Genomic DNA, 19,957 nt, shown 5'->3' on the forward strand with positions numbered 1-19,957 from the left:
CTAAGAGTTCTTGAATTCATACTATTATCATCAAGGAAAAATTATGACTTTATCAGCAATACAGCCAAACGACATGGCACTTTATCATTATGACAGCTGTCCTTTTTGCGCTAAAACACGCCATGCAATAAATGAACTTGATCTCAACATTGAACTACGAAATATTCAAAAAAACCATCAACACCGTATTGAACTGCAACAAGGAGGTAATAAAACACAAGTACCTTGTTTACGCATCGGTCAATCAAATGGTAAAGCGCAATGGTTATATGAGTCCGATGACATTATTAATTTTTTACGCAGTAGAAAATAAGCGATTTCATTTACATTAATCTCATAATTAAAGCAGGACTATTCTCATGAAAGTAATCAATGTCGATGTTGCCATTATTGGTACAGGCACTGCAGGAATGGGCGCTTATCGCGCCGCAAAAAAACATACTGACAAGGTAGTTTTAATTGAAGCCGGAGCTTACGGTACTACTTGTGCTCGCGTAGGTTGCATGCCTAGTAAATTATTAATTGCAGCGGCAGATGCGTCTTACCACGCTAGTCAAACAGACCTTTTTGGCATTCAAGTTGACCGCATTAGCGTTAATGGTAAAGCGGTAATGAAGCGCATACAAACTGAGCGAGACCGTTTTGTCGGCTTTGTGGTTGAGTCAGTAGAAAGCTTCGATGAACAAGATAAAATTCGCGGCTTTGCCAAGTTTCTAGATGAGCACACCTTACAGGTAGATGATCACAGCCAAGTAATCGCAAAACGGATTGTCATCGCTACAGGCTCTAGTCCTAATTACCCTGAGTTTTTGGCTGCTGCCGGAAGCCGTTTATTAACCAATGATAATTTATTTGAACTGAACGATTTACCAAAGTCTGTCGCAGTATTTGGTCCGGGTGTTATAGGGCTAGAATTAGGTCAGGCCTTAAGTCGATTAGGCGTAATCGTTAAAGTATTTGGCCGAAGTGGCTCTGTTGCAAATTTGCAAGACGAAGAAATGAAACGCTACGCTGAGAAAACCTTTAATGAAGAGTTTTATTTTGATGCTAAAGCACGCGTCATTAGTACCATAGAAAAAGAGGGTGCTGTTGAAGTAACCTACTTCGACAAATCAGGGCAAAAAACGACTGAGTCATTCCAGTATGTATTAGCTGCAACCGGTCGTAAAGCGAATGTAGACAAACTAGGACTAGAAAATACTAGCATTGAACTTGATAAAAAGAATAGCCCACTATTTGATGAATTGACTCTGCAAACGTCAGTTGACCATATTTTTGTCGCGGGAGATGCCAACAATACCTTAACGCTACTACATGAAGCCGCCGATGATGGAAAAGTGGCAGGAACCAATGCAGGAGCATACCCAGTTATCGCTCAAGGACAAAGACGTGCTCCATTATCCGTTGTGTTTACTGAACCACAAGTTGCCAGTGTCGGTTTATCATTGCGACAAATAGAGGATTTATATGCCGATCAAGATGCCGCAAATTATGTGGTTGGCCAAGTCAGTTTTGAAGGACAAGGTCGAAGTCGCGTTATGGGTAAAAATAAAGGTTTATTAAACGTTTACGCGGATCGAACTTCAGGTGAATTTTTAGGCGCTGAAATGTTTGGCCCTGCTGCTGAGCATATTGGCCACTTACTCGCCTGGGCAAGACAACAACAGATGACGGTTCAAGCGATGCTTACTATGCCTTTTTATCATCCGGTAATTGAGGAAGGTTTACGCACTGCACTTAGAGATGCACAGCAAAAATTAGCTATTGAGAAACATGACATGAATGAGTTTATCATGACACATGACAATGCAATGAAGTTGGTCATATAAATTAGTATGACAAAATAAAAGCTACTGAGTTATATATAGAGATAACACAGTAGCTCTTGCTCATTGAGTTATCTCTGCCTAACAAGCTGTAATTATCTTTAGATTTAATTACGCCCCGCCATAACACCACCATCAATATCCCAAATAGCCCCTGTTACCCAAGAAGTATCCGATGATAATAAAAAGCCGATAGTATTAGCCACATCATCCGCAGTACCTATTCTTCCAATTGGGTGGAATTCGTTAAATCCAGCCAGAGCTTCATCTAATGTACTAGGGTCAATAAAAGAGTGATAGATAGGTGTTTTTACTACCGCTGGAGATACCGCATTAACACGAATATTATCTTCTGCTAGTTCCATTGCCATATGTTGAGTTAACGCGTGTAAACCAGCCTTTGCCATAGAATAAGCCGAAGATGGTGTCGCTTTAATCGCTTGTTGTCCCCACATTGAACCGATATTTACAATGTTACCACCGCCCTGTTTTTTCATATTTTCAGCAACGGCTTGAGCAATAAAGAATGTCGCTCTGTTGAGATCCATGTAGGTATTATAATCATCACCTTCATGCGCTAAAAATGCTTTAGGACTAAAATATCCAGCGGCATTCACCAAATAACTTAAATGAACATCCTCTTGATTAATATACGACAGCAATTTTTCTAAATCCTCGGTTTGATAAAGATCTACTTGAATCGCCGATGCTTTTCCAGTCTCGTTAAGTTGGGTTAATGCTAGTTCAAGTTTTTCAGCATTACGCCCGACAATAATAACCTCGACATTATGTTTAACTAATAGTTTTGCTGTTGCTAAGCCCATACCGCTTGAGCCACCAATAATTATTGCTTTTCCTTGATGGGTAAAATTCATCATTTTTCTCCTGTTAATTATTTAAAAAAGTAAAGTAGATACCACTAAATAATAAGGAGATAAGACGGATAAAAAAAGTAGGTACAATCTAGTAAGCTAGGTACTTATTGGTCTAGTTTACTGAATAATATAGGGATATTTTTTATTAAAAGTTCATATTACAAATAACCGTCATAAACTATTACTACAGATTAAGCTTATAAATTACTGTCATCTATTTCTGCTTGCAGCTTTTCTAACTCAGTTAATATTTTAATAAATTTATGACCAAAAGTAGTGACTTTATATTCAACTCTAGGTGGGATCTCATTAAACATTTCTCGTTCGAGAATACCAAACTCTATATTGCGCTTTAAACATGCATTCAGCACTTTGGTGGTTAAACCTTCGACACTCCTCACCATTTCCCCCGGTCGATGTATGTCATTATTGAGCAAGTTATATACGGTGAGTGACCATTTACAACCAACAATGGTTTCAACCATACGAGCAGATTTTTCAGGGGCTGACTTTCTAGAAAATTTTATAAGCTTATTATTCATAAAGATGTACCTTAAAGTGCCTACCAAACCATTTTGTGCATACTTGGTGTAGTATTTGATAAGCGATATTATATACCCATTATCATTCAAGATGCAGCTTTCAGAGTGCTTAAGAACTTTCAATTCAAGGCGCTGTGATGAAATAATGGTTGTTCTATTCTAAGTCATAGCAACGATGAAGTGATGTTGCTCAAGCGCTTCTTTGATGGGTTTAAAATCACTTTATACCGCGTTAAAAAATCAAAGCATAAAATGACTATGCTTAAATTATTTACCTTGCCTAAAGTGGTTTTAATTCCCACTGAAATACTGCACTTTGATTGGTAACGGGTATATAGCTACAGTTATGAAGTCTTCCTCTTAAAATTACAAGCGTTAAAGGAAAAACAATGCTCAATATGAACTTCGATGAACAAGTATTTATTAATACACAGGAACAACCTTGGGTAGCAAGTCCTAAAGCCGGTGTTTGGCGTAAGCCTTTAGCCAGAGAAGATGCAGAAAGAGGTCATGCAACGAGCTTGGTAAAATTTGATCCCGGCGCTAGCTTTACTGAACATGATCACCCGCTAGGCGAAGAGATCCTTGTACTATCAGGCACCTTTTCTGATCACACTGGCGATTATCATGCAGGCAGCTACTTTCGAAACCCTGAAGGATTTCGTCATGCACCTTTTAGTAAAGATGGCTGTATATTATTAGTAAAACTTCACCAATTTCAATCCGGTGATAATGAACATGTTGTCATCGATACCGCTAATAAAAGCTGGTCACCGGGCATGGGTAATTTAATGGTTATGCCGTTGCATAGCTTTAAAGGAGAATCAACCGCACTTGTTAAATGGCCCAAAGGTGAGCGATTTCAGCCTCATAAGCATTTTGGTGGTGAAGAAATATTTGTCATTAGTGGCGAATTTATAGACGAGCATGGTCGCTATCCAGAAGGTTCTTGGATTCGTAGCCCTCACCTGAGCGAGCACTTTCCGTATGTAGAACAGGAAACGATTATATTGGTTAAGGTGGGCCATCTATAAAATTAATACCGAGGAATCACTACAGGGAGATCAGCACGTCTTTTTAATAGCTCTCCGTAATTTTAAGTCAACTTTGATTCTTGGCTATGCAGAAAGTGCACCCTTTTTTTTCTCATATTTTTCGTAGATAAGTAAAATCAATAAGGTGATTTTTTACTACGCACAAATACAGCAGTTGCGTCCGGAGTTTTTAGCTTGATAAAGCGCAGTATCTGCTTGTTCAAACAGAGTGGTCCACTCTGAAATGTTATCATTTTGAGCAATACCAATAGACACTGAAATTGGGGGTAAAAAGGTATTGGTATCTCTTTGCTTTAATCGCATTTTAGAGATACCAATACGTATTTTCTCAGCAATGTTTTTTGCCTCTGCAAGGGGAGTGTTAGTCATTACCACCACAAACTCTTCACCACCAAAACGTACCGCGAGATCTTGCTCACCAATATGGCTTTGAATGGTTTTTGCTATACGCTGAATAACTTTGTCCCCAATAAAGTGGCCAAAGGTGTCATTAACCTTTTTAAAATGATCAATATCAATGGCTAAAGAGGAATGAGTATCGGCGTGAGATAAGTTTTGTAATTTCTCATCACAGCCACGACGATTCAATAAACCGGTTAAAGAGTCAACTAAAGCTTCTTGTCTTGATGAAGCTAGTTTGTCTTTTAATTGATTAATTTCTTGTTGAGTCGTGGTCAACTTTTGAGACAGCTCTTCATGTTGAGCTTTAGTGCTATTTATCGTATTAAAAAGATAACTAACAATATTGTCCATTGAGGTAGTAGTTTTAGTCTTAGCTAAAATTTTATCTAACTTCTCTAAATTAATTGCCGCTTTATCTTCATTACTTACCTGTTTAGTAATTTGTTCTAGTGTTTTACTTAAGGTTTTTTCAAAAGGGGCTAATACCGTATTTTCAATTTGCTCTGTAAGAGATACATAACGTTCAAATAAATCAGCCATGAAATCTGCGGTGATTAATACTCCCTGTTTCAGTTTTTTATTGATAGCAGCAGATAACATTTCGTTTTCATTACTGATATGGAGATAAATGACTGAATAATTTACTGGTGTTGGGGAAATTAAATGGCTAGAGAGGAAGTCATTGGTACGATCGCTGAATTCAGACGTTACTTGATACTCATCTTCAAAGGACATACTGCATTCCTATACTCTGGATTTGTTATGATATTGTTAACTATTTTAACGTCATCAATTGAGAGTAACAAGAGCAAAAGTAATAATCTTGTTGTTTTATAGACAAAAAAAGAGTAAGACTGAGAATATTAGACTAAAGATAACTGTTTTTAAGAATATAAATTACACATTTCAAAGCAATTATTTTATATTTAAATTTATGCTTACATCATGATGAGTGGTCACATCATGTACAAAGTGAATGAAAAGTACCTTCAATTATTGAGCAATAAAGGCACTATTTCACTATATCCGCAGAGTAACTACTTATTGAGGTGTTCTGCATGAAAGCGCAGATGATCTTCAATAAATGATGAAATAAAATAGTAACTGTGGTCATAACCTTCACGAATACACAATGACAAAGGATAACCACTGGCTTTAGCTGCAGCTTCTAACGTTTCAGGTTGTAGCTGCTCTGTGAGAAAATCATCAGCGCCTCCCTGATCAACTTTAGCTGGAATAAACTGTGTTGCTCGTCGCATTAACTCACTTGCATCGTGATTAAGCCAAGTGGCTTTATCTTTACCCAAGTAAGTAGTGAAAGCTTTTTTGCCCCAAGGAGCGTTTATCGGATTGCAGATAGGACTAAACGCAGACATTGAGCTATAACGCTTTGGATTTAACATGCCAATAGTCAGTGCGCCATGTCCTCCCATAGAATGCCCGGAAATTGCTCGTTTATCTGAGACAGGAAACATGGATTCAATTAGCTGCGGTAGTTCATTCACCACATAATCATACATCTGGTAATGACGATTCCAAGGTGCTTGAGTTGCATTAACATAAAAGCCTGCGCCCTGCCCTAAATCATAACCTTCATCATTAGCTACCTGCTCTCCACGTGGGCTGGTATCTGGCGCAACAATGGCAATGCCAAGCTCTGCAGCCATACGCTGAACGCCCGATTTTTGCATAAAGTTTTCATCGGTGCACGTTAAGCCAGAAAGCCAATACAATACCGGTACTTTTTCCCCGTCTGATACCTTAGGTGGTAAGTAAATTGCAAATTTCATCGTACAATTTAACGTGGTGGATTGATGGCTATATTGCTTATGCCATCCACCAAAACTTTTGTTTACACTTACGTTTTCAATTACATGGTTAATTGTCATAGTAAAACCTCAAGACGCTACCCCACTCTGCTTATTGCTAGAAAAGGGGTAACGGAAAAACTGTTACTTACCGAGATGGCGAGCTATTATTTATCAAAGTGGCTAATGCTTATTTATCAAAATGAATCACTGAACGGATACTTTCGCCTTTATGCATCAATTCAAATGATTCATTAATGTCTTCAAGAGGCATAGTATGAGTAATAAAGTCACTTAATTTGAATTCACCCGCTAAATAACGTTCTACGTAATCAGGTAATTCAGTACGGCCTTTAACACCACCAAATGCAGATCCTCTCCATACACGACCTGTCACTAACTGGAATGGACGAGTTGAGATTTCTTGTCCTGCACCCGCAACACCTATGACTACTGATTCTCCCCAGCCTTTATGGCAACACTCTAGCGCTGAGCGCATTAGGTTTACGTTACCAATACATTCAAAAGAATAATCAACACCGCCATCAGTCATTTCAACAATCACATCTTGAATTGGCTTGTCATAGTCTTTCGGGTTAATAAAGTCTGTTGCGCCTAATTTTTTTGCTAGCTCAAATTTACTTTCGTTAATATCAATGGCAATAATGCGACTCGCTTTAGCCATAGTTGCACCAATAACCGCTGATAAACCAATGCCGCCAAGGCCAAAGATTGCAACTGTTGCACCTTCTTCAACTTTCGCCGTATTCATGACCGCGCCCATACCGGTAGTAACACCACAACCAAGCAAACAAACTTCTTCTAACGGTGCATCTTTATTGACTTTAGCTAAAGAGATCTCTGGTAGAACTGTGTATTCAGAAAAGGTTGAACATCCCATGTAATGAAAAATAGGTTGACCGTCTTTATAAAAACGCGTGGTGCCATCAGGCATTAAACCTTTACCCTGAGTTTCACGAATTTTTTGACAAAGGTTTGTTTTACCTGACAAGCAGAATTTACACTCACCACACTCTGGTGTGTATAACGGGATAACATGATCGCCAACTTTAACGCTAGTAACGCCTGCGCCAATTTGCTCAACAATACCACCACCTTCGTGCCCTAAAATAACAGGGAAAATACCTTCAGGATCATCGCCTGATAAGGTAAAAGCATCGGTATGACAAACGCCCGATGCAACAACCTTAACTAACACTTCACCTTCACGAGGTAACATTACATCAACTTCTTCAATGGATAAGGGTTGATTAGGACCCCAAGCAATAGCAGCTTTCGATTTAATAAATTTATCTGACATAGGTATTCTCACTTTTGTTTATAAGGCCTTAAAGCTCAATTATAGCTTCACTTCAGCACATCGTATTTGAATCTGTAAGCAATATTATATCTATTTCTGAAACAATGATAATATACTGTTTTGGTAAATTACTTTTACATATAGGTAACAATGATGCAGTGGGAAGGTATTAGTGAGTTTGTTTACGTTGCTGAAAATGAGAGTTTTACGCTTGCTTCAAAAAAAATGGCAATATCGACAGCCCAAGTAAGCCGGCAAATAAGTGCGTTAGAAAAGCGCTTAAATATCAAATTATTTTATCGCACTACACGCAAGGTCTCATTAACTGAAGAGGGACGCATTTTTTATCAACACTGTCGCAGTGTACTTGATGGGCTTGACGCTGCTGAACGGGCAATCACAAATTTACAATCGAAACCTCAAGGTAAAATTAAGCTGACAGCTCCCGTTACCTATGGCGAAAAGCAGATATTACCGCTGGTGAATAATTTCCTAAAACAATATAGCGATGTTGAAGTATCGGCTTACTTGAGTAATCAGAGAGTTGATTTAGTTGAAGATGGTTATGATTTAGCTATTCGTTTAGGCAACTTAAGTGACTCTTCAATGATGGCAAAAAAATTAGGAGAACGATCAAACTTTGTTTGTGCCTCACCACTTTATTTGCACAAACATGGCATACCTCACTCAATTTCAGAACTTAATAAGCATAGCTGTTTATTGGGAACAAATAATTATTGGCATTTTAGAGAGTCTGACAAGGAAAAGAGCGTTCGCATTACGGGACGGTTACGATACAACAGCGGTTATAGCTTGACTGATGCTGCACTGAAAGGGCTAGGCATAGTACAACTACCCGATTATTATGTTAAACAACATTTGCAAAGTGGTGAACTGGTCACCTTATTAGATAATTATCGCGCGCCAGATGAAGGCATATGGGCCATTTATCCGCAAAATCGTCACTTGTCGCCCAAAATAAGACTACTAGTAGACTACTTGGTAGCGCATTTGTCGTAGTTTGATAACAACAAACCTATGTGTTGCTGTTATACCCAAACCACTTGAAGATGCGTGTTTCAGGTAGCTTGGGTATATACCAATCGGTATTACTTCCTAAATTTCATTAACCATTCTTTTGGTGATAATCCCGTTTTTTTCCTGAACACTCTAGCCAATGCAGAGCCATGTTCATAACCCACTTCGTTAGCAACAAAACTAACGGGTTTATCTTTTTTCAATAAACCTTGCGCTAAAGCGATACGTAAGTCTGTTAAATAGTCACTGGGCGCTTGACCTATGGTGTCTTTAAATAAAGCGGCAAACTTAGCTCGCGACATGAAGGCTGTTTCAGCCATTAACTCAACGGTCCACTGTTCTTGCGGCCGCTTATGCAGCGCTGTCATTAATGCTGATAATTGAGGGTGCGCCATACCTGCTAACATGCCTTGAATAACGATGCCTTCTTTGATGACATGTCGTAACATCTGTATTAAGAAAATATCACCAAGCTTATTCACGATCATTTGCTGACCTGCTTGTTTGTTAAACGCTTCCTCAAACAACCAATGCGCAGTTCTCCCTACGGGATCATGCTGTCCAATGTTCAAACAAATAAATTTTGGTAATGCATTGACCAAGGCTGCCCCACTGCCTGAATGAAAATCAACATCAGCACAAACTAACTCGGCATCATCTGATTCACTGGCAATAACTTGATGTTTACTCGGGCCCGGCATAAAAATAACCGACGGCTTATCTAGGGTAACTTTATGCCCTTCTTCACAAACGATGGTTAATACACCTGATTTTAATAAATGCAAATGGCCTTTTTTACTATCAGCCCCGCCTAAACTTTGAATGCCACACAAGTTACCGCTGAAAAAAACATCAGCATTAAAAGAAAGATTTTCTAATATTTGACTTAATTGATCCATAAATAACTCTTTTAGACGATTGGTTTCAAGTTCGAGACTCATAGCGGCATTCGCTCACAAGCAGCTTGTTAAAGTAACCACATGACGAAGTGCTGTGAATATTACACCACTTATGTCTATACACAAAAATTATGTATAACAATAAATTATGTACAACAACACGTTGCACACCTTTACTACTTAGCCTCCAAGGAGCTTTTAATGAATATTTCTACTCTACTTAAATCTGTCGCCATCGTCGCAACGCTAGCTATCAGCAGTGTAAGTTTTGCTGCCCAAATTGATGTTAATAGCAATGAAAATGACCTTGCTATTCATGGTTATGATGCTGTTTCATATTTCACTGACAGTAAAGCAACTAAAGGTAATCAAAAATACACCGCGACTTATAAAAGCGCCATCTATCAATTTAGCAGTGAACAAAACCGTGATCAATTCAAACAAAACCCAGAGCAATTTGCACCACAATTTGGCGGTTTTTGTGCGATGGGCGTAGCGTTAAACAAAAAACTAGATACTGACCCAACAGCATGGAAAATTGTTGATGGTAAATTGTATTTGAACTTGAACAAAGCAGTACAGAAAAAATGGTCAACTGATATTCCTGGTTACATCGCGACTGCAGATAGAACTTGGTCTGGTATTCAAGGTGTATCTATTGCGCAGTTAGATGCTGAATAATTTGCTTACAAAGTTTGCCCGAGTTAAGCCTTTGCCAATGAAAGAAGAACTCAACCTGCAAGGTCTTAACTGGTGCGATCATGAAAAATCATGGGTACTTATTTATTTTAGTACTTCATGGTGCGCACCATGTAAAAGCATGGCGCCGATAATGGTCGATGTGTCAGAACATTATGTAGATCAGCTAAACGTGATCAAAATTGATGTCGATGAGCAAACACAGTTAGCAAAACAACTTGAAGTGACAGGCGTTCCATCATTAGTGCTATTAGGCCGCTCTGGTTCAAAATCTCGCTTAATAGGTGGCGTAAACACTGAAGAAATAAACCTTTGGTTAAGCGAGCAGCTTAATCAAGCGAATGTTTAAACACAAAAATACAATTAAATAGAGGCTTTATTATGAATAACAAAAAATTACTTGCTAGTGCAGCACTGGTTGTTGCCCTTTCTACTGCAGTTACTGCGCCAGCTCAAGCGGCGAGTAAAGAGAAGTGTTATGGCGTAGCGATGGCTGGTCAAAATGATTGCGCCAACTTAGCGGGAACACATTCATGTGCAGGACAATCAGCAGTAGATAAAGATCCAGGTGAGTGGAAACTAGTTGCTAAAGGCACTTGCGAAGATATTGGCGGCCTTTTAAAAGCAGCAGCTAAGAAAAAATTTGCAGAAGATAAAGCAAAGTAATAGTCGATAGTTACGATTAATACCCAACGGATTAAATTTATTAGTCCGCTTGGAGTAACTACTCGTTATTGAGCTTGGTATCATGCCAATGACATTAAGTTTGTGCTCTTGTTGTACAAAGGAAAAATAAATCAGGGCAAGACGCTCGATTGAGCAATAGCTAGCTATTGTAATTGAGAGCAACGCTGGCCTGGCGTATTTTAACCAGTACAAGTGAGCAATAATTTATTGAACTTGGTATTTAGGAGTTGAATTAATGTCATTACAAAGAGCAGATGAAAAATTGAAGTCTGACGTACTTATTGGTGTTGGATTAAGACATCAACACTTTACTGAGGCGTTAACAACTCCATCAAATATCGATTTTGTCGAAGTACATTCAGAAAACTTTTTTGCACAAGGCGGCGCAACACAAAGTGTCTTAGCTCAAGCCAGTGAAAAATATGCGATTAGTTTGCATTCAACCGCAATGGGCTTAGGTTCCGCACAAGGTGTACCGAGCCATTATTTACAAAAGCTTAAACAGTTAGCAAGTACTTGCAACCCTATTTTAATGTCTGACCATGCTTGTTTTAGTTGGAGCCAATTAAATGGTCAACAAGTGCATGCGGGAGATTTATTACCGCTAGCTTACAGCGAGCAAACCTTGATGGTGCTAGCGCACAATATTGACCGTGTTCAACAATCGTTAGGTCGTTCACTATTAGTAGAAAACCTATCAGCTTACATTCAATATTCACATGCTTGTATGCCTGAAACCGAGTTTTTAGTCCGTCTTGCAGAGTTAACTGGCTGCAAGTTATTAGTTGATTTAAACAATATCATTGTGACGGCCAACAACATTAATGCGGCACAACCTTTAGATTATGCACAACAATGGTTAGCTGAAATTCCGACAACCATGGTCGGTGAAATTCACCTTGCAGGTTTTACTGAGGTAAAAGAAGGTGAGCTCATTATTGATGATCATAGCCAAGCTGTTTCTAGCCAAGGATGGCAACTATATCGCAGCGCATTAGAGCGTTTTGGAAAAATTCCTACCTTAGTTGAATGGGATAATAATCTGCCTAGCTGGCATACATTAGTCGCAGAAGCCGACAAAGCGAGAATGATAGCAGAGCAGGTTTTTGGTGATAATCATTCATCAAAAGTCACAACGGCTATGACAGGACTTGAGAGTGAGTTTATACATGAATAACAACGACGCAAAAAAACACTCACTCCAAGCAGCATTTGAACAAGTTGCACAACAACAGCAAACGCTCATTTCTGCCATATTCCCCTCTGCCGATAGTGAAGTAATTGATGAATTCGACCCCAGAGGAATGGCGATATATCGCAACAATTTATTAGCAACAGCCCAACAAGCACTCGCGATAAGTTTTCCTACTGTTTTAACGTTAATTGGTGAAGGTTTATTTAATTATGCTAGTCGTGAATTATTAATATCGTCACCACCTAAACATGGGGACTGGGCACTTTGGGGAGATGATTTTCCATCGCTACTCACTAATTTAGCACAATTATCTGACTACCCTTTTGTTGCTGATATTGCGCAAGTAGACCGACTGAGACAACAGAGTATGCGTGCGAAAAATTCGGTAATAGAACAAGCAAGCTTACAACTATTGGCAACACACGACATAGATGAAATTTATATAGAACTAACAACCAGCCAATTTAGGTTGAGTTCTAACTATCCTGTGATTGAATTTTGGTTATCTCATCAACAGCGTGTGGTTTCTGATACCACGGAAGAGCTCAACCAACGATTTATTCAACAGTCACTAGATAAATTAGCACAAGGTGATTTCTCACAAAAAGTGCTGATATATAGACCTTATTACAACGCTGAGATACGTGAATTATCAGCAAATGAATACGCTTGGTTAACACTAATAAAGCAAGGAGTAAGTATAGGTAAAGCATTAGATATTATGACCAATAATAACGAGCTTGAACATGACTTTGACTTCGCGCAATGGATTGGTATAGCACTGGAACAAAACCTGATTAGTCATTTAAAAGTTTAATTTACAAAGTAACTTAAGTCCGAATTAACGCTTAAACAAACCCTAATTAAATCTAAAAACCACAATTTAAATAAAAATTTACCCGTAAAGGAACAACATGATGACAACAATTACCCAACGATTTATTCAACCTTACACCCAAGTGAGTCAACTGCTAAATTATTTACAGCCCCTGGCACTGCTCGGTGCAAGATTTTACGTAGCTTGGGTATTTTTTGCTTCTGGCCTAACAAAGCTAAGAGATTGGGATTCCACTTTATTTTTGTTTGAAGAAGAATACAGCGTGCCGTTTATTCCTTTTGAACTAGCTGCGTATTTGGGCACAGCAGGTGAACTCATTCTGCCAGTTTTATTGATACTAGGTTTAGCCAGTCGATTTGGTGCTTTAGGTTTAACTGTTGTAAATATCGTTGCTGTTGTCAGCTTAACTGAGATTGCTCCCGCAGCACTTTACTCACACGTTATATGGGGCTTACTTCTATTGCAAGTTGTGTTATTTGGCGCAGGAAAACTCTCATTAGATTATTTATTAAAAACAAAGTTAAGTAAATAGAGTTAACTAATATAGTTCTGTAAAAACTGACTAAATTAATTTAGCTAAAAAAAGAAAACCAGCTTCACAGCTGGTTTAACCTATTATTTTACTCACCAATAGAGACTACATACTCGGCAATGGGCACTAGCTAGCCAATATTTTAAGAGGTAGTGACAAGGCATCATTAGCTGTTTGACCAACAAACCAAATAATGGCACTTAAACCACCGACAGTAAGTACATACCAAAGTGCTGATACAATTTGCGCATAGCGATTTAAGGGTAATAGATCACTTAAATGTCGACGCTTGTATTCAAAGAATATTTCAATGCTACCAATAGCCAGTAAAAAACCTAGCAAGGCTAAACCGAAGTGGTAACTGATATATACGCCCAATGCTGCACCTAATACACAAGCCACTAAACCAACTTTAGAGTTGATTGAAAACGCAATACTTTTAAGGACATGCCCTCCATCTAACGGCAATACCGGCAACATATTAAATAAATTCAGTAGTGCATTAAATACCGCTAAACCGGCGAGTATTTCTATATCGGTAAGCCAATAGCCAATTAAACAGGCAATAGAAAGTATTAAGCCGAAGAAGGGCCCCATGATGGAAATGACAATATCTTGCCAGCGAGTATTAATTTTGTCGTCGCTAAGCGCTAAGCCACCCACAAATGGAATGAGATAAATACCTTTGGTTTTCAAACCAAAATATTTCATCGCTTTAATATGGCCATACTCATGAAAGACTAAACAGAGGATAAGTGCGATAGCAAATTCAATAGAAAACAACCAGCTATAAGCCGCCAAACTACCCGCAGCGAACAACACTTTGATGACTTTGGCACTTTTCAATAGTTTTAAACCAAGACCAGCCATACCAACAAAGCTAAATTTAATTGGTTGCTTTTCACCTTGCGTGACTTGACGTTGTTCTATGTCTTTCTCATTGAGGGTATTTTCTTGCAACAGCTCATCATTGACTAAAAGCTGAAACTGCAGGTCAAAGGGCTGCCATTGTAATGATCCTTTAAGTTCAACTTGCAGTTCTCCCTGTTCACTTCCCTCTCTTTGCAAAGAAAATTGATGTGAAAATGTCTCACTATTGGCATTAGCATTAATCTGGGAGACACATTTATCACCCCAAAATAGTTGCTGCCATCCAGCCATTGAACCTTCTAACCGTAGTGTTTGACCTAAACACTCTATTTCTAATAATTGCACTTAATTAACTCAGCAAGTAAAAACCTTGCCCGATTATCGCTATATTTTCTTAACCAGCAAGGTTTATCGAAAAAAACATTGTCGATGATTACTAATAAATAAAACATGAGCATGAAATTTTAAGCCTACTTGAGCAAAATACTTGAGAACAAAGCGATTACCAATGGAAATATTTATTGAACCATTTAGCATAATTGAGCGAGTTCCTACTAACATTCATTTGATCTTCAGCAGATAAAGTCGCACAATCCTCGCCAAGAGCTAACACCTAAAATAACACCTAAAATAACACCTTAAAATGACGCACTGAAATACAAGTCAGAGCAATTATGTAACTATATAAATTAGTAACCAGTTACCCTAGGCATACGTAACGCAGTAAGTACCTAATTCAGACGGCGCCTAGTCATGTTAAGTAATCAGAGTAGAAATAATGGATTCAAAAATACAGCTTACCAAAGAAGATCTTAGAAAGAACAAACCAACACGAGATGAATATTTAACTAAGCCCAAAATACCTTTAATCGTGGTCTTAGATAACGTCACCAACAGTTACAACATTGGTGCTTTTATTCGTTTGGCTGATGCTTTTGCTATCGAAAAAGTCATTGTTTGTGGCGCTCTAACTATCTCAGATAAAAAGATGAAAAAAGCCTCAAGAAATGAAGCAAAATGGGTTTGCGTTGAATATAGCGACAGTACTACGGCAAGCTTACAAACCTTATTGGATGAGGGACATAGAATTTACAGTGTTGAATTATGCCATGAGTCGGTTGATTACACTGATGTAACTTACCCTGCTAAATGCGTATTAGTATTAGGCAATGAACGTAAAGGCGTGAGTGAAGCAGCATTAAAATTAAGCCATCAGCAAATACATATTCCTATGTTCGGCATGGGTAACTCGCTCAACGTGTCTACCGCTGGTGCTATTGTTTTAGCTGAGTGTGCTAATCAAATTAGAAATCTGCCATAAGGCTAACATGTTGTAAGAGTTGATTATTAAAAACCAGAGACTCAAAAGCGTGTTGGAATATTTTTCAACCGGCTATCTGCTAACAGTTGCCTAAGCTATGCAATTATATTTACGGTAACACAAAGTAGTCCTCTCCGAGAAAAGTACTCAAAGATAAAAAAGCCAGTCATAAACTGACTGGCTTTTTAAATAGACTTAGCTTTCACCAAGCTAAATTATGAAGTGGAATTTTTACGTCTAGCTGCAATACCGAGGAAGGCTAAAGCAAATAATGCAATAGACGTTGGCTCAGGGATACTTGTTGTTGTTGGTCCGCAGTCACCATCACATTTGTTCCCATAAAAGGATATGTGAGATAGGTTTCTTGGTATTATGGGACTATTACCGTTACCAGCTGTTAAAGGGGTAGTCCAAGCTCCTGTTGTAACACTAACAGCTAAATCTAGGCAGCTTACAGAGAATTCGTCTGGAGATGCACAAGTACTTCTATTATCTGCATTATCAGCAATCATCCAGTTCAAAATAAAACCAGCAGATCCTGCTTTTGCTACCCAATATGAAACGCCTGGATATTCAGCTCCAGTGTAGTTCCATGTTCCAGTACCATTTTCCCCGGGGTTGGTTTGATTTGTTAGATTATTAACATCAAAATTCCAATCAGACGCCTGTGATGGAGCTGCAAACTGTGTCGCTCCCTCGCCTTCGAATTTTCCCATAATCTCAGCAAATACTGTAGTGTCAGAAGATGGGACATGGGTAATTTTACATTCCTCAAATCCTTGACCAAAATAACCACTACAATCATTACTGTTTCCTTGGACGTTATCCGCTACAAGAATAGATACTTGGAGCAAATCACCGACAGGGGTTAATGAAGCATTAGCAAAAAAGCTAGAGAAAAGAGAAGCTACTATTAATAGAACTTTTGAAAATTTTCTTTTTGAAAACATAATATTCACCTAAAAAATATTTCAATTATCATAATCATACATATGAAAATAAGATGCAAAAATCACACCTTATTTTTAATTACCTGTTATTTATTACTTTATTAATTTCTTTGTGATTTTTCATTTATAAAAAAACAAAAAGTGTAAAATTTATAGACAGTTTTAAAAAGGTAATTAATGCTGCGTTATCTTTATTCTAATAATTTTGCCATAATCATTATCTAATATTCACTTGCTATTTTGGATAGATGTTTGAAAGCTTCCCCGTATATATTTTTACTATTTATTTCCTTTTCGTTAGCCGCCTCACAGGAAGATAAGCTTTATGAAACAGCTCGTAGTGCATTAAACGACAATAAATATAGTGAAGCACTGATACACGTAAAAAACATACTAAAAACATCACCAAATCACTTAGCCTCAAATATTTTAATCGCTGAAATATTACTTGCTCATGGTAGTGCTAGTGCGGCAGAAGCTGCATTAACCAAAGCGGCTTCTCTAGGCGCAAATAAAAAGCAGTTACGACTATTGTTTGCTAAATCCTACATTATGCAAGGGCAATATAATAAAACCTTGGATTACCTACCAGAGCAAACAAATGACGACACATTAGCCGCCAAAATTTATGTACTTCGTGGTGATGCTCATTTGGGGTTACGACAACTAAAGCTATCACAAAATGATTACATCACAGCGTTAGCTTTTGATGCCAAAAATATAGACGCCAAGTTGGGATTAGCGCAAGTTGCAGTTAATTATTTTCAATTCCGTCAGGCAGAAAAACTCGTTGATGAGGTGTTATCTGGGTATATCCCCCCCATTAAAGCTTGGAATTTGAAAGCGAGTATTCAGCAAAGTTTAGGCAATAACGAACTTGCTCTTAATGCAATCAACCAAGCGCTATTGATTGATAAAAAAAATATTCAATCACTAATTTTTGCCAGTACTATTAACACCGAATTACAACATTTTGAGTTAGCCGAACAATACGCAGATACCGTATTAGAACAAGTGCCTAATGAACCTAAAGCAGAATTTCTTAAAGCTATGGTACAGATTAGAAAAAATGAAAACACTGGCTTTGACAGCTCAATAGAAAAAGTTGCACAAGTTCTGGATCACCTGAGTGAGGATGTATTGCAGTCAAATCCTTCTTATTATTATTTAGCCAGTATCATTTTATTTCACCAACAAAAATATGAAGCAGCAAGACAATATATAGATGACTATTTATTTATAGATGAAAATAATATTAACGCTTTAACACTTGCTGCCACTATTGAATTAGTGGAAGAAAAACCAATGCAAGCAAAGGCGTTATTAAGTAGGGCTAATTTTTTAGATCCTAATAATCCAAAAATATTATCTATGTTAGGCATGACCTACTTAGAGCTAAAGCAGTATGAAAAAGCCCATTTTCACCTTGAAAAAGTTAAAAAACTGCAGCCTAATTTAGGGATCGCAGACACTCAACTTGCACAAAGCTATTTAGCAACAGGAATGCCCGAAAAAGCGATTAAACATTTGTTAACAGCCTCTGCAGCAGAATATGATCCAACAGTGGTTGGTTTATTATTGGTTGAGTCTTATATTAAGTCTGGAGAAATGAATAAGGGCATTAGTGTTGCGAAAAACTTAGCTGAAAACATGCCAGACAATGCAAATATCCAGCATCATCTTGGTTATATTTACCAAATTTCAGGTGAAGTAGAGAAAGCAAAACATCAATTTGAAGAAGCATTGGCTATTGAACCAAATCATGCCAAATCCATTATTAGCTTAGCTAACTTCGATTATCAAAAGGGTAACGCTGATATTGCTATTAATCGTTTAAAAGCAGCATTAATAATCTCAGCAAACGATATTGATTTAATTACAGCTTTAGCTAAGTTATATAACCGTACTAATAATTCAGCTGCTAGCGTCATCTTATTAGAAGAACCATTTAAGCTTGATAATCAAAATGAAGAATTATTAAAAAACTTAATTGTTAGTTATGTTGGCGATAAACAGCTGATGCTTGCTATTGAAACATTGAATACTTATTTATTGAATCAAAGAAAAACAGTTGAGCTTTATCTGATGCTGGCAAGTTTACAAATAATGAATTCAGATGTGAACTCTGCAGTTAGTGCGTATAAATCGGCGATAAAACAAGACGGAGATAAAGGGACAATTTATTTGTTAATAGCCCATGCTTATCAACGATTTTCTAAAGTACCTGAAGCAATCACTGCCTATAAAAAATCGATGGCTTGGGATGGGGATAACGATAAAGCGATCATAGGATTAGCGCAACTTTATAATGCAGAAAATGATACTGATAGTGCAATAAAATTAATTAAATCGTTTGAAGTTAATCATCAGTTATCTGCCCAATTAATCGAAGTGTTAGCTAATTCATATTTACGTATAAATCAATATAAACTAGCTGAAATATATTATAAAAAACGTATTAAATTAGCGAGTAATGACAGTAGCGTAGTTGGTTTAAACTTAATATACAGAGCGACTAAACGAACCAGTAAAGCGGTAGACTTATTAACAAAGTCGTTAAATGACAGGCCAAACAGTTTATTCTTGAATACAGCATTAGCTGAGCTTTATATCGACCAATCTCAATGGCTCAATGCAGATAAGATATATCAAACATTAGTTCAGCTGTACCCTAAGCAACCGGCAATATTAAATAATGCCAGTTATGTGGCTTTGAATATATCTGATTACCCACGAGCTGAAGCATTAGTAAAAAGGTCATTAGCACTTGTTGATAATCAGCCTGACTCTTTAGACACTTTAGGCTGGGTTTATTATCACACCAAAGAATTTAATAAAGCCTTACCTCTATTTAGAAAAGCGTTAGCCATCAATAATTCAAATCCGGCGGTGAAATATCATTTAGCGTTAACACTCAAAGCTCTTAATAGAGATAAAGAGGCAATAAAATTAATGGTAGATGTAGTGAATTCAGATTATTCCGAAAAAGCTGATGCGGATGTCTTATTGAAGCAATGGTTAAAATAAGGATAAAAGTCTAAGAAATGTAGACTACTGTTTTATTAGCTTTAATTAAGCGATTAACCTAATGTAGTTATC

The 19,957-nt window shown here is 37.6% G+C and carries 20 protein-coding genes; 12 read left to right on the forward strand and 8 right to left on the reverse strand.

Annotated features, from left to right (window positions below; translation table 11 throughout):
* Positions 1 to 43 precede the first annotated feature (43 nt).
* Together CXF79_RS16350 and CXF79_RS16355 are read left to right on the forward strand one after the other, a co-directional pair.
* The gene (locus tag CXF79_RS16350) at positions 44 to 313 is read left to right on the forward strand and encodes a glutathione S-transferase N-terminal domain-containing protein (protein WP_101156530.1); all 270 of its coding nucleotides are present in this window, start codon (positions 44 to 46) and stop codon (positions 311 to 313) included.
* Positions 314 to 359: 46 nt separating this feature from the next.
* Positions 360 to 1,829: a dihydrolipoyl dehydrogenase gene (locus tag CXF79_RS16355; RefSeq protein WP_101156532.1), complete on the forward strand. Its 1,470-nt coding sequence runs from the start codon at positions 360 to 362 to the stop codon at positions 1,827 to 1,829.
* 104 nt (positions 1,830 to 1,933) lie between these two features.
* Here CXF79_RS16355 and CXF79_RS16360 read toward each other — a convergent pair whose 3' ends face one another.
* Both CXF79_RS16360 and CXF79_RS16365 read right to left on the reverse strand, forming a co-directional pair.
* Entirely contained in the window at positions 1,934 to 2,701 is a 768-nt protein-coding gene (locus CXF79_RS16360) for an SDR family NAD(P)-dependent oxidoreductase (protein ID WP_101156534.1), read from the reverse strand.
* A 197-nt stretch (positions 2,702 to 2,898) separates the two neighbouring features.
* On the reverse strand, positions 2,899 to 3,243 hold the full coding sequence (locus CXF79_RS16365) for a winged helix-turn-helix transcriptional regulator (RefSeq protein WP_101156536.1): 345 nt from the start codon (positions 3,241 to 3,243) through the stop codon (positions 2,899 to 2,901).
* A gap of 389 nt (positions 3,244 to 3,632) precedes the next feature.
* Here CXF79_RS16365 and CXF79_RS16370 point away from each other — a divergent pair, with 389 nt between their 5' ends.
* Positions 3,633 to 4,277 carry a cupin domain-containing protein gene (locus tag CXF79_RS16370; RefSeq protein WP_101156539.1) on the forward strand — a complete coding sequence of 215 codons (645 nt, stop codon included), beginning with the start codon at positions 3,633 to 3,635 and terminating at the stop codon, positions 4,275 to 4,277.
* 156 nt (positions 4,278 to 4,433) lie between these two features.
* Here CXF79_RS16370 and CXF79_RS16375 read toward each other — a convergent pair whose 3' ends face one another.
* From CXF79_RS16375 to CXF79_RS16385, 3 genes are all read right to left on the reverse strand, one after another.
* Positions 4,434 to 5,435 (reverse strand): GGDEF domain-containing protein, encoded by a 1,002-nt coding sequence (locus CXF79_RS16375; protein WP_011041669.1) that lies wholly within the window; start codon positions 5,433 to 5,435, stop codon positions 4,434 to 4,436.
* A gap of 302 nt (positions 5,436 to 5,737) precedes the next feature.
* A complete protein-coding gene (gene fghA / locus CXF79_RS16380) occupies positions 5,738 to 6,589 on the reverse strand; it encodes an S-formylglutathione hydrolase (RefSeq protein ID WP_011041668.1) in 852 nt (283 codons plus the stop codon).
* Between the two features lie 109 nt (positions 6,590 to 6,698).
* Positions 6,699 to 7,829, reverse strand: a complete 1,131-nt coding sequence (locus tag CXF79_RS16385) for an S-(hydroxymethyl)glutathione dehydrogenase/class III alcohol dehydrogenase (protein ID WP_011041666.1) — start codon at positions 7,827 to 7,829, stop codon at positions 6,699 to 6,701.
* Positions 7,830 to 7,982: 153 nt separating this feature from the next.
* Here CXF79_RS16385 and CXF79_RS16390 point away from each other — a divergent pair, with 153 nt between their 5' ends.
* Positions 7,983 to 8,849, forward strand: coding sequence for a LysR family transcriptional regulator (locus CXF79_RS16390; protein WP_041736645.1), 867 nt, complete (start codon positions 7,983 to 7,985; stop codon positions 8,847 to 8,849).
* Between the two features lie 89 nt (positions 8,850 to 8,938).
* On the opposite strand, the gene CXF79_RS16395 is transcribed toward CXF79_RS16390, so the two are convergent.
* A complete protein-coding gene (locus CXF79_RS16395; protein WP_101156542.1) occupies positions 8,939 to 9,766 on the reverse strand; it encodes an AraC family transcriptional regulator in 828 nt (275 codons plus the stop codon).
* A gap of 201 nt (positions 9,767 to 9,967) precedes the next feature.
* Between CXF79_RS16395 and CXF79_RS16400 the strand changes: the two genes are divergently transcribed.
* The 6 genes from CXF79_RS16400 to CXF79_RS16425 all read left to right on the forward strand — a co-directional run bounded on the left by CXF79_RS16400 (position 9,968) and on the right by CXF79_RS16425 (position 13,717).
* On the forward strand, positions 9,968 to 10,447 hold the full coding sequence (locus tag CXF79_RS16400) for a YHS domain-containing (seleno)protein (RefSeq protein WP_011041663.1): 480 nt from the start codon (positions 9,968 to 9,970) through the stop codon (positions 10,445 to 10,447).
* Positions 10,448 to 10,484: 37 nt separating this feature from the next.
* Complete coding sequence (locus CXF79_RS16405) at positions 10,485 to 10,814, forward strand: thioredoxin family protein (RefSeq protein ID WP_011041662.1); 330 nt, start codon at positions 10,485 to 10,487, stop codon at positions 10,812 to 10,814.
* 32 nt (positions 10,815 to 10,846) lie between these two features.
* Positions 10,847 to 11,131, forward strand: coding sequence for a BufA1 family periplasmic bufferin-type metallophore (locus tag CXF79_RS16410; RefSeq protein WP_011041661.1), 285 nt, complete (start codon positions 10,847 to 10,849; stop codon positions 11,129 to 11,131).
* 256 nt (positions 11,132 to 11,387) lie between these two features.
* A complete protein-coding gene (locus tag CXF79_RS16415) occupies positions 11,388 to 12,329 on the forward strand; it encodes a DUF692 domain-containing protein (RefSeq protein WP_101156544.1) in 942 nt (313 codons plus the stop codon).
* Positions 12,322 to 13,164 carry an HvfC/BufC N-terminal domain-containing protein gene (locus CXF79_RS16420; RefSeq protein ID WP_101156547.1) on the forward strand — a complete coding sequence of 281 codons (843 nt, stop codon included), beginning with the start codon at positions 12,322 to 12,324 and terminating at the stop codon, positions 13,162 to 13,164. The genes CXF79_RS16415 and CXF79_RS16420 overlap by 8 nt, the downstream gene beginning before the upstream one ends.
* A gap of 97 nt (positions 13,165 to 13,261) precedes the next feature.
* Positions 13,262 to 13,717, forward strand: coding sequence for a DoxX family protein (locus tag CXF79_RS16425; RefSeq protein ID WP_442871900.1), 456 nt, complete (start codon positions 13,262 to 13,264; stop codon positions 13,715 to 13,717).
* Positions 13,718 to 13,843: 126 nt separating this feature from the next.
* Here CXF79_RS16425 and CXF79_RS16430 read toward each other — a convergent pair whose 3' ends face one another.
* Positions 13,844 to 14,932, reverse strand: coding sequence for a metalloprotease (locus CXF79_RS16430; protein ID WP_101156553.1), 1,089 nt, complete (start codon positions 14,930 to 14,932; stop codon positions 13,844 to 13,846).
* A gap of 433 nt (positions 14,933 to 15,365) precedes the next feature.
* Here CXF79_RS16430 and CXF79_RS16435 point away from each other — a divergent pair, with 433 nt between their 5' ends.
* Positions 15,366 to 15,908 carry a TrmH family RNA methyltransferase gene (locus CXF79_RS16435; protein ID WP_101156556.1) on the forward strand — a complete coding sequence of 181 codons (543 nt, stop codon included), beginning with the start codon at positions 15,366 to 15,368 and terminating at the stop codon, positions 15,906 to 15,908.
* A 215-nt stretch (positions 15,909 to 16,123) separates the two neighbouring features.
* Here the strand turns inward: CXF79_RS16435 and CXF79_RS16440 are convergent, their stop codons facing one another.
* Positions 16,124 to 16,858: a PEP-CTERM sorting domain-containing protein gene (locus CXF79_RS16440; protein ID WP_101156559.1), complete on the reverse strand. Its 735-nt coding sequence runs from the start codon at positions 16,856 to 16,858 to the stop codon at positions 16,124 to 16,126.
* A 252-nt stretch (positions 16,859 to 17,110) separates the two neighbouring features.
* Here CXF79_RS16440 and prsT point away from each other — a divergent pair, with 252 nt between their 5' ends.
* Positions 17,111 to 19,885, forward strand: a complete 2,775-nt coding sequence (gene prsT / locus CXF79_RS16445; RefSeq protein WP_157825892.1) for an XrtA/PEP-CTERM system TPR-repeat protein PrsT — start codon at positions 17,111 to 17,113, stop codon at positions 19,883 to 19,885.
* The last annotated feature ends 72 nt before the right edge of the window (positions 19,886 to 19,957 follow it).

The organism is Colwellia sp. Bg11-28 (assembly GCF_002836245.1).
Taxonomy (GTDB): domain Bacteria; phylum Pseudomonadota; class Gammaproteobacteria; order Enterobacterales; family Alteromonadaceae; genus Colwellia; species Colwellia psychrerythraea_A.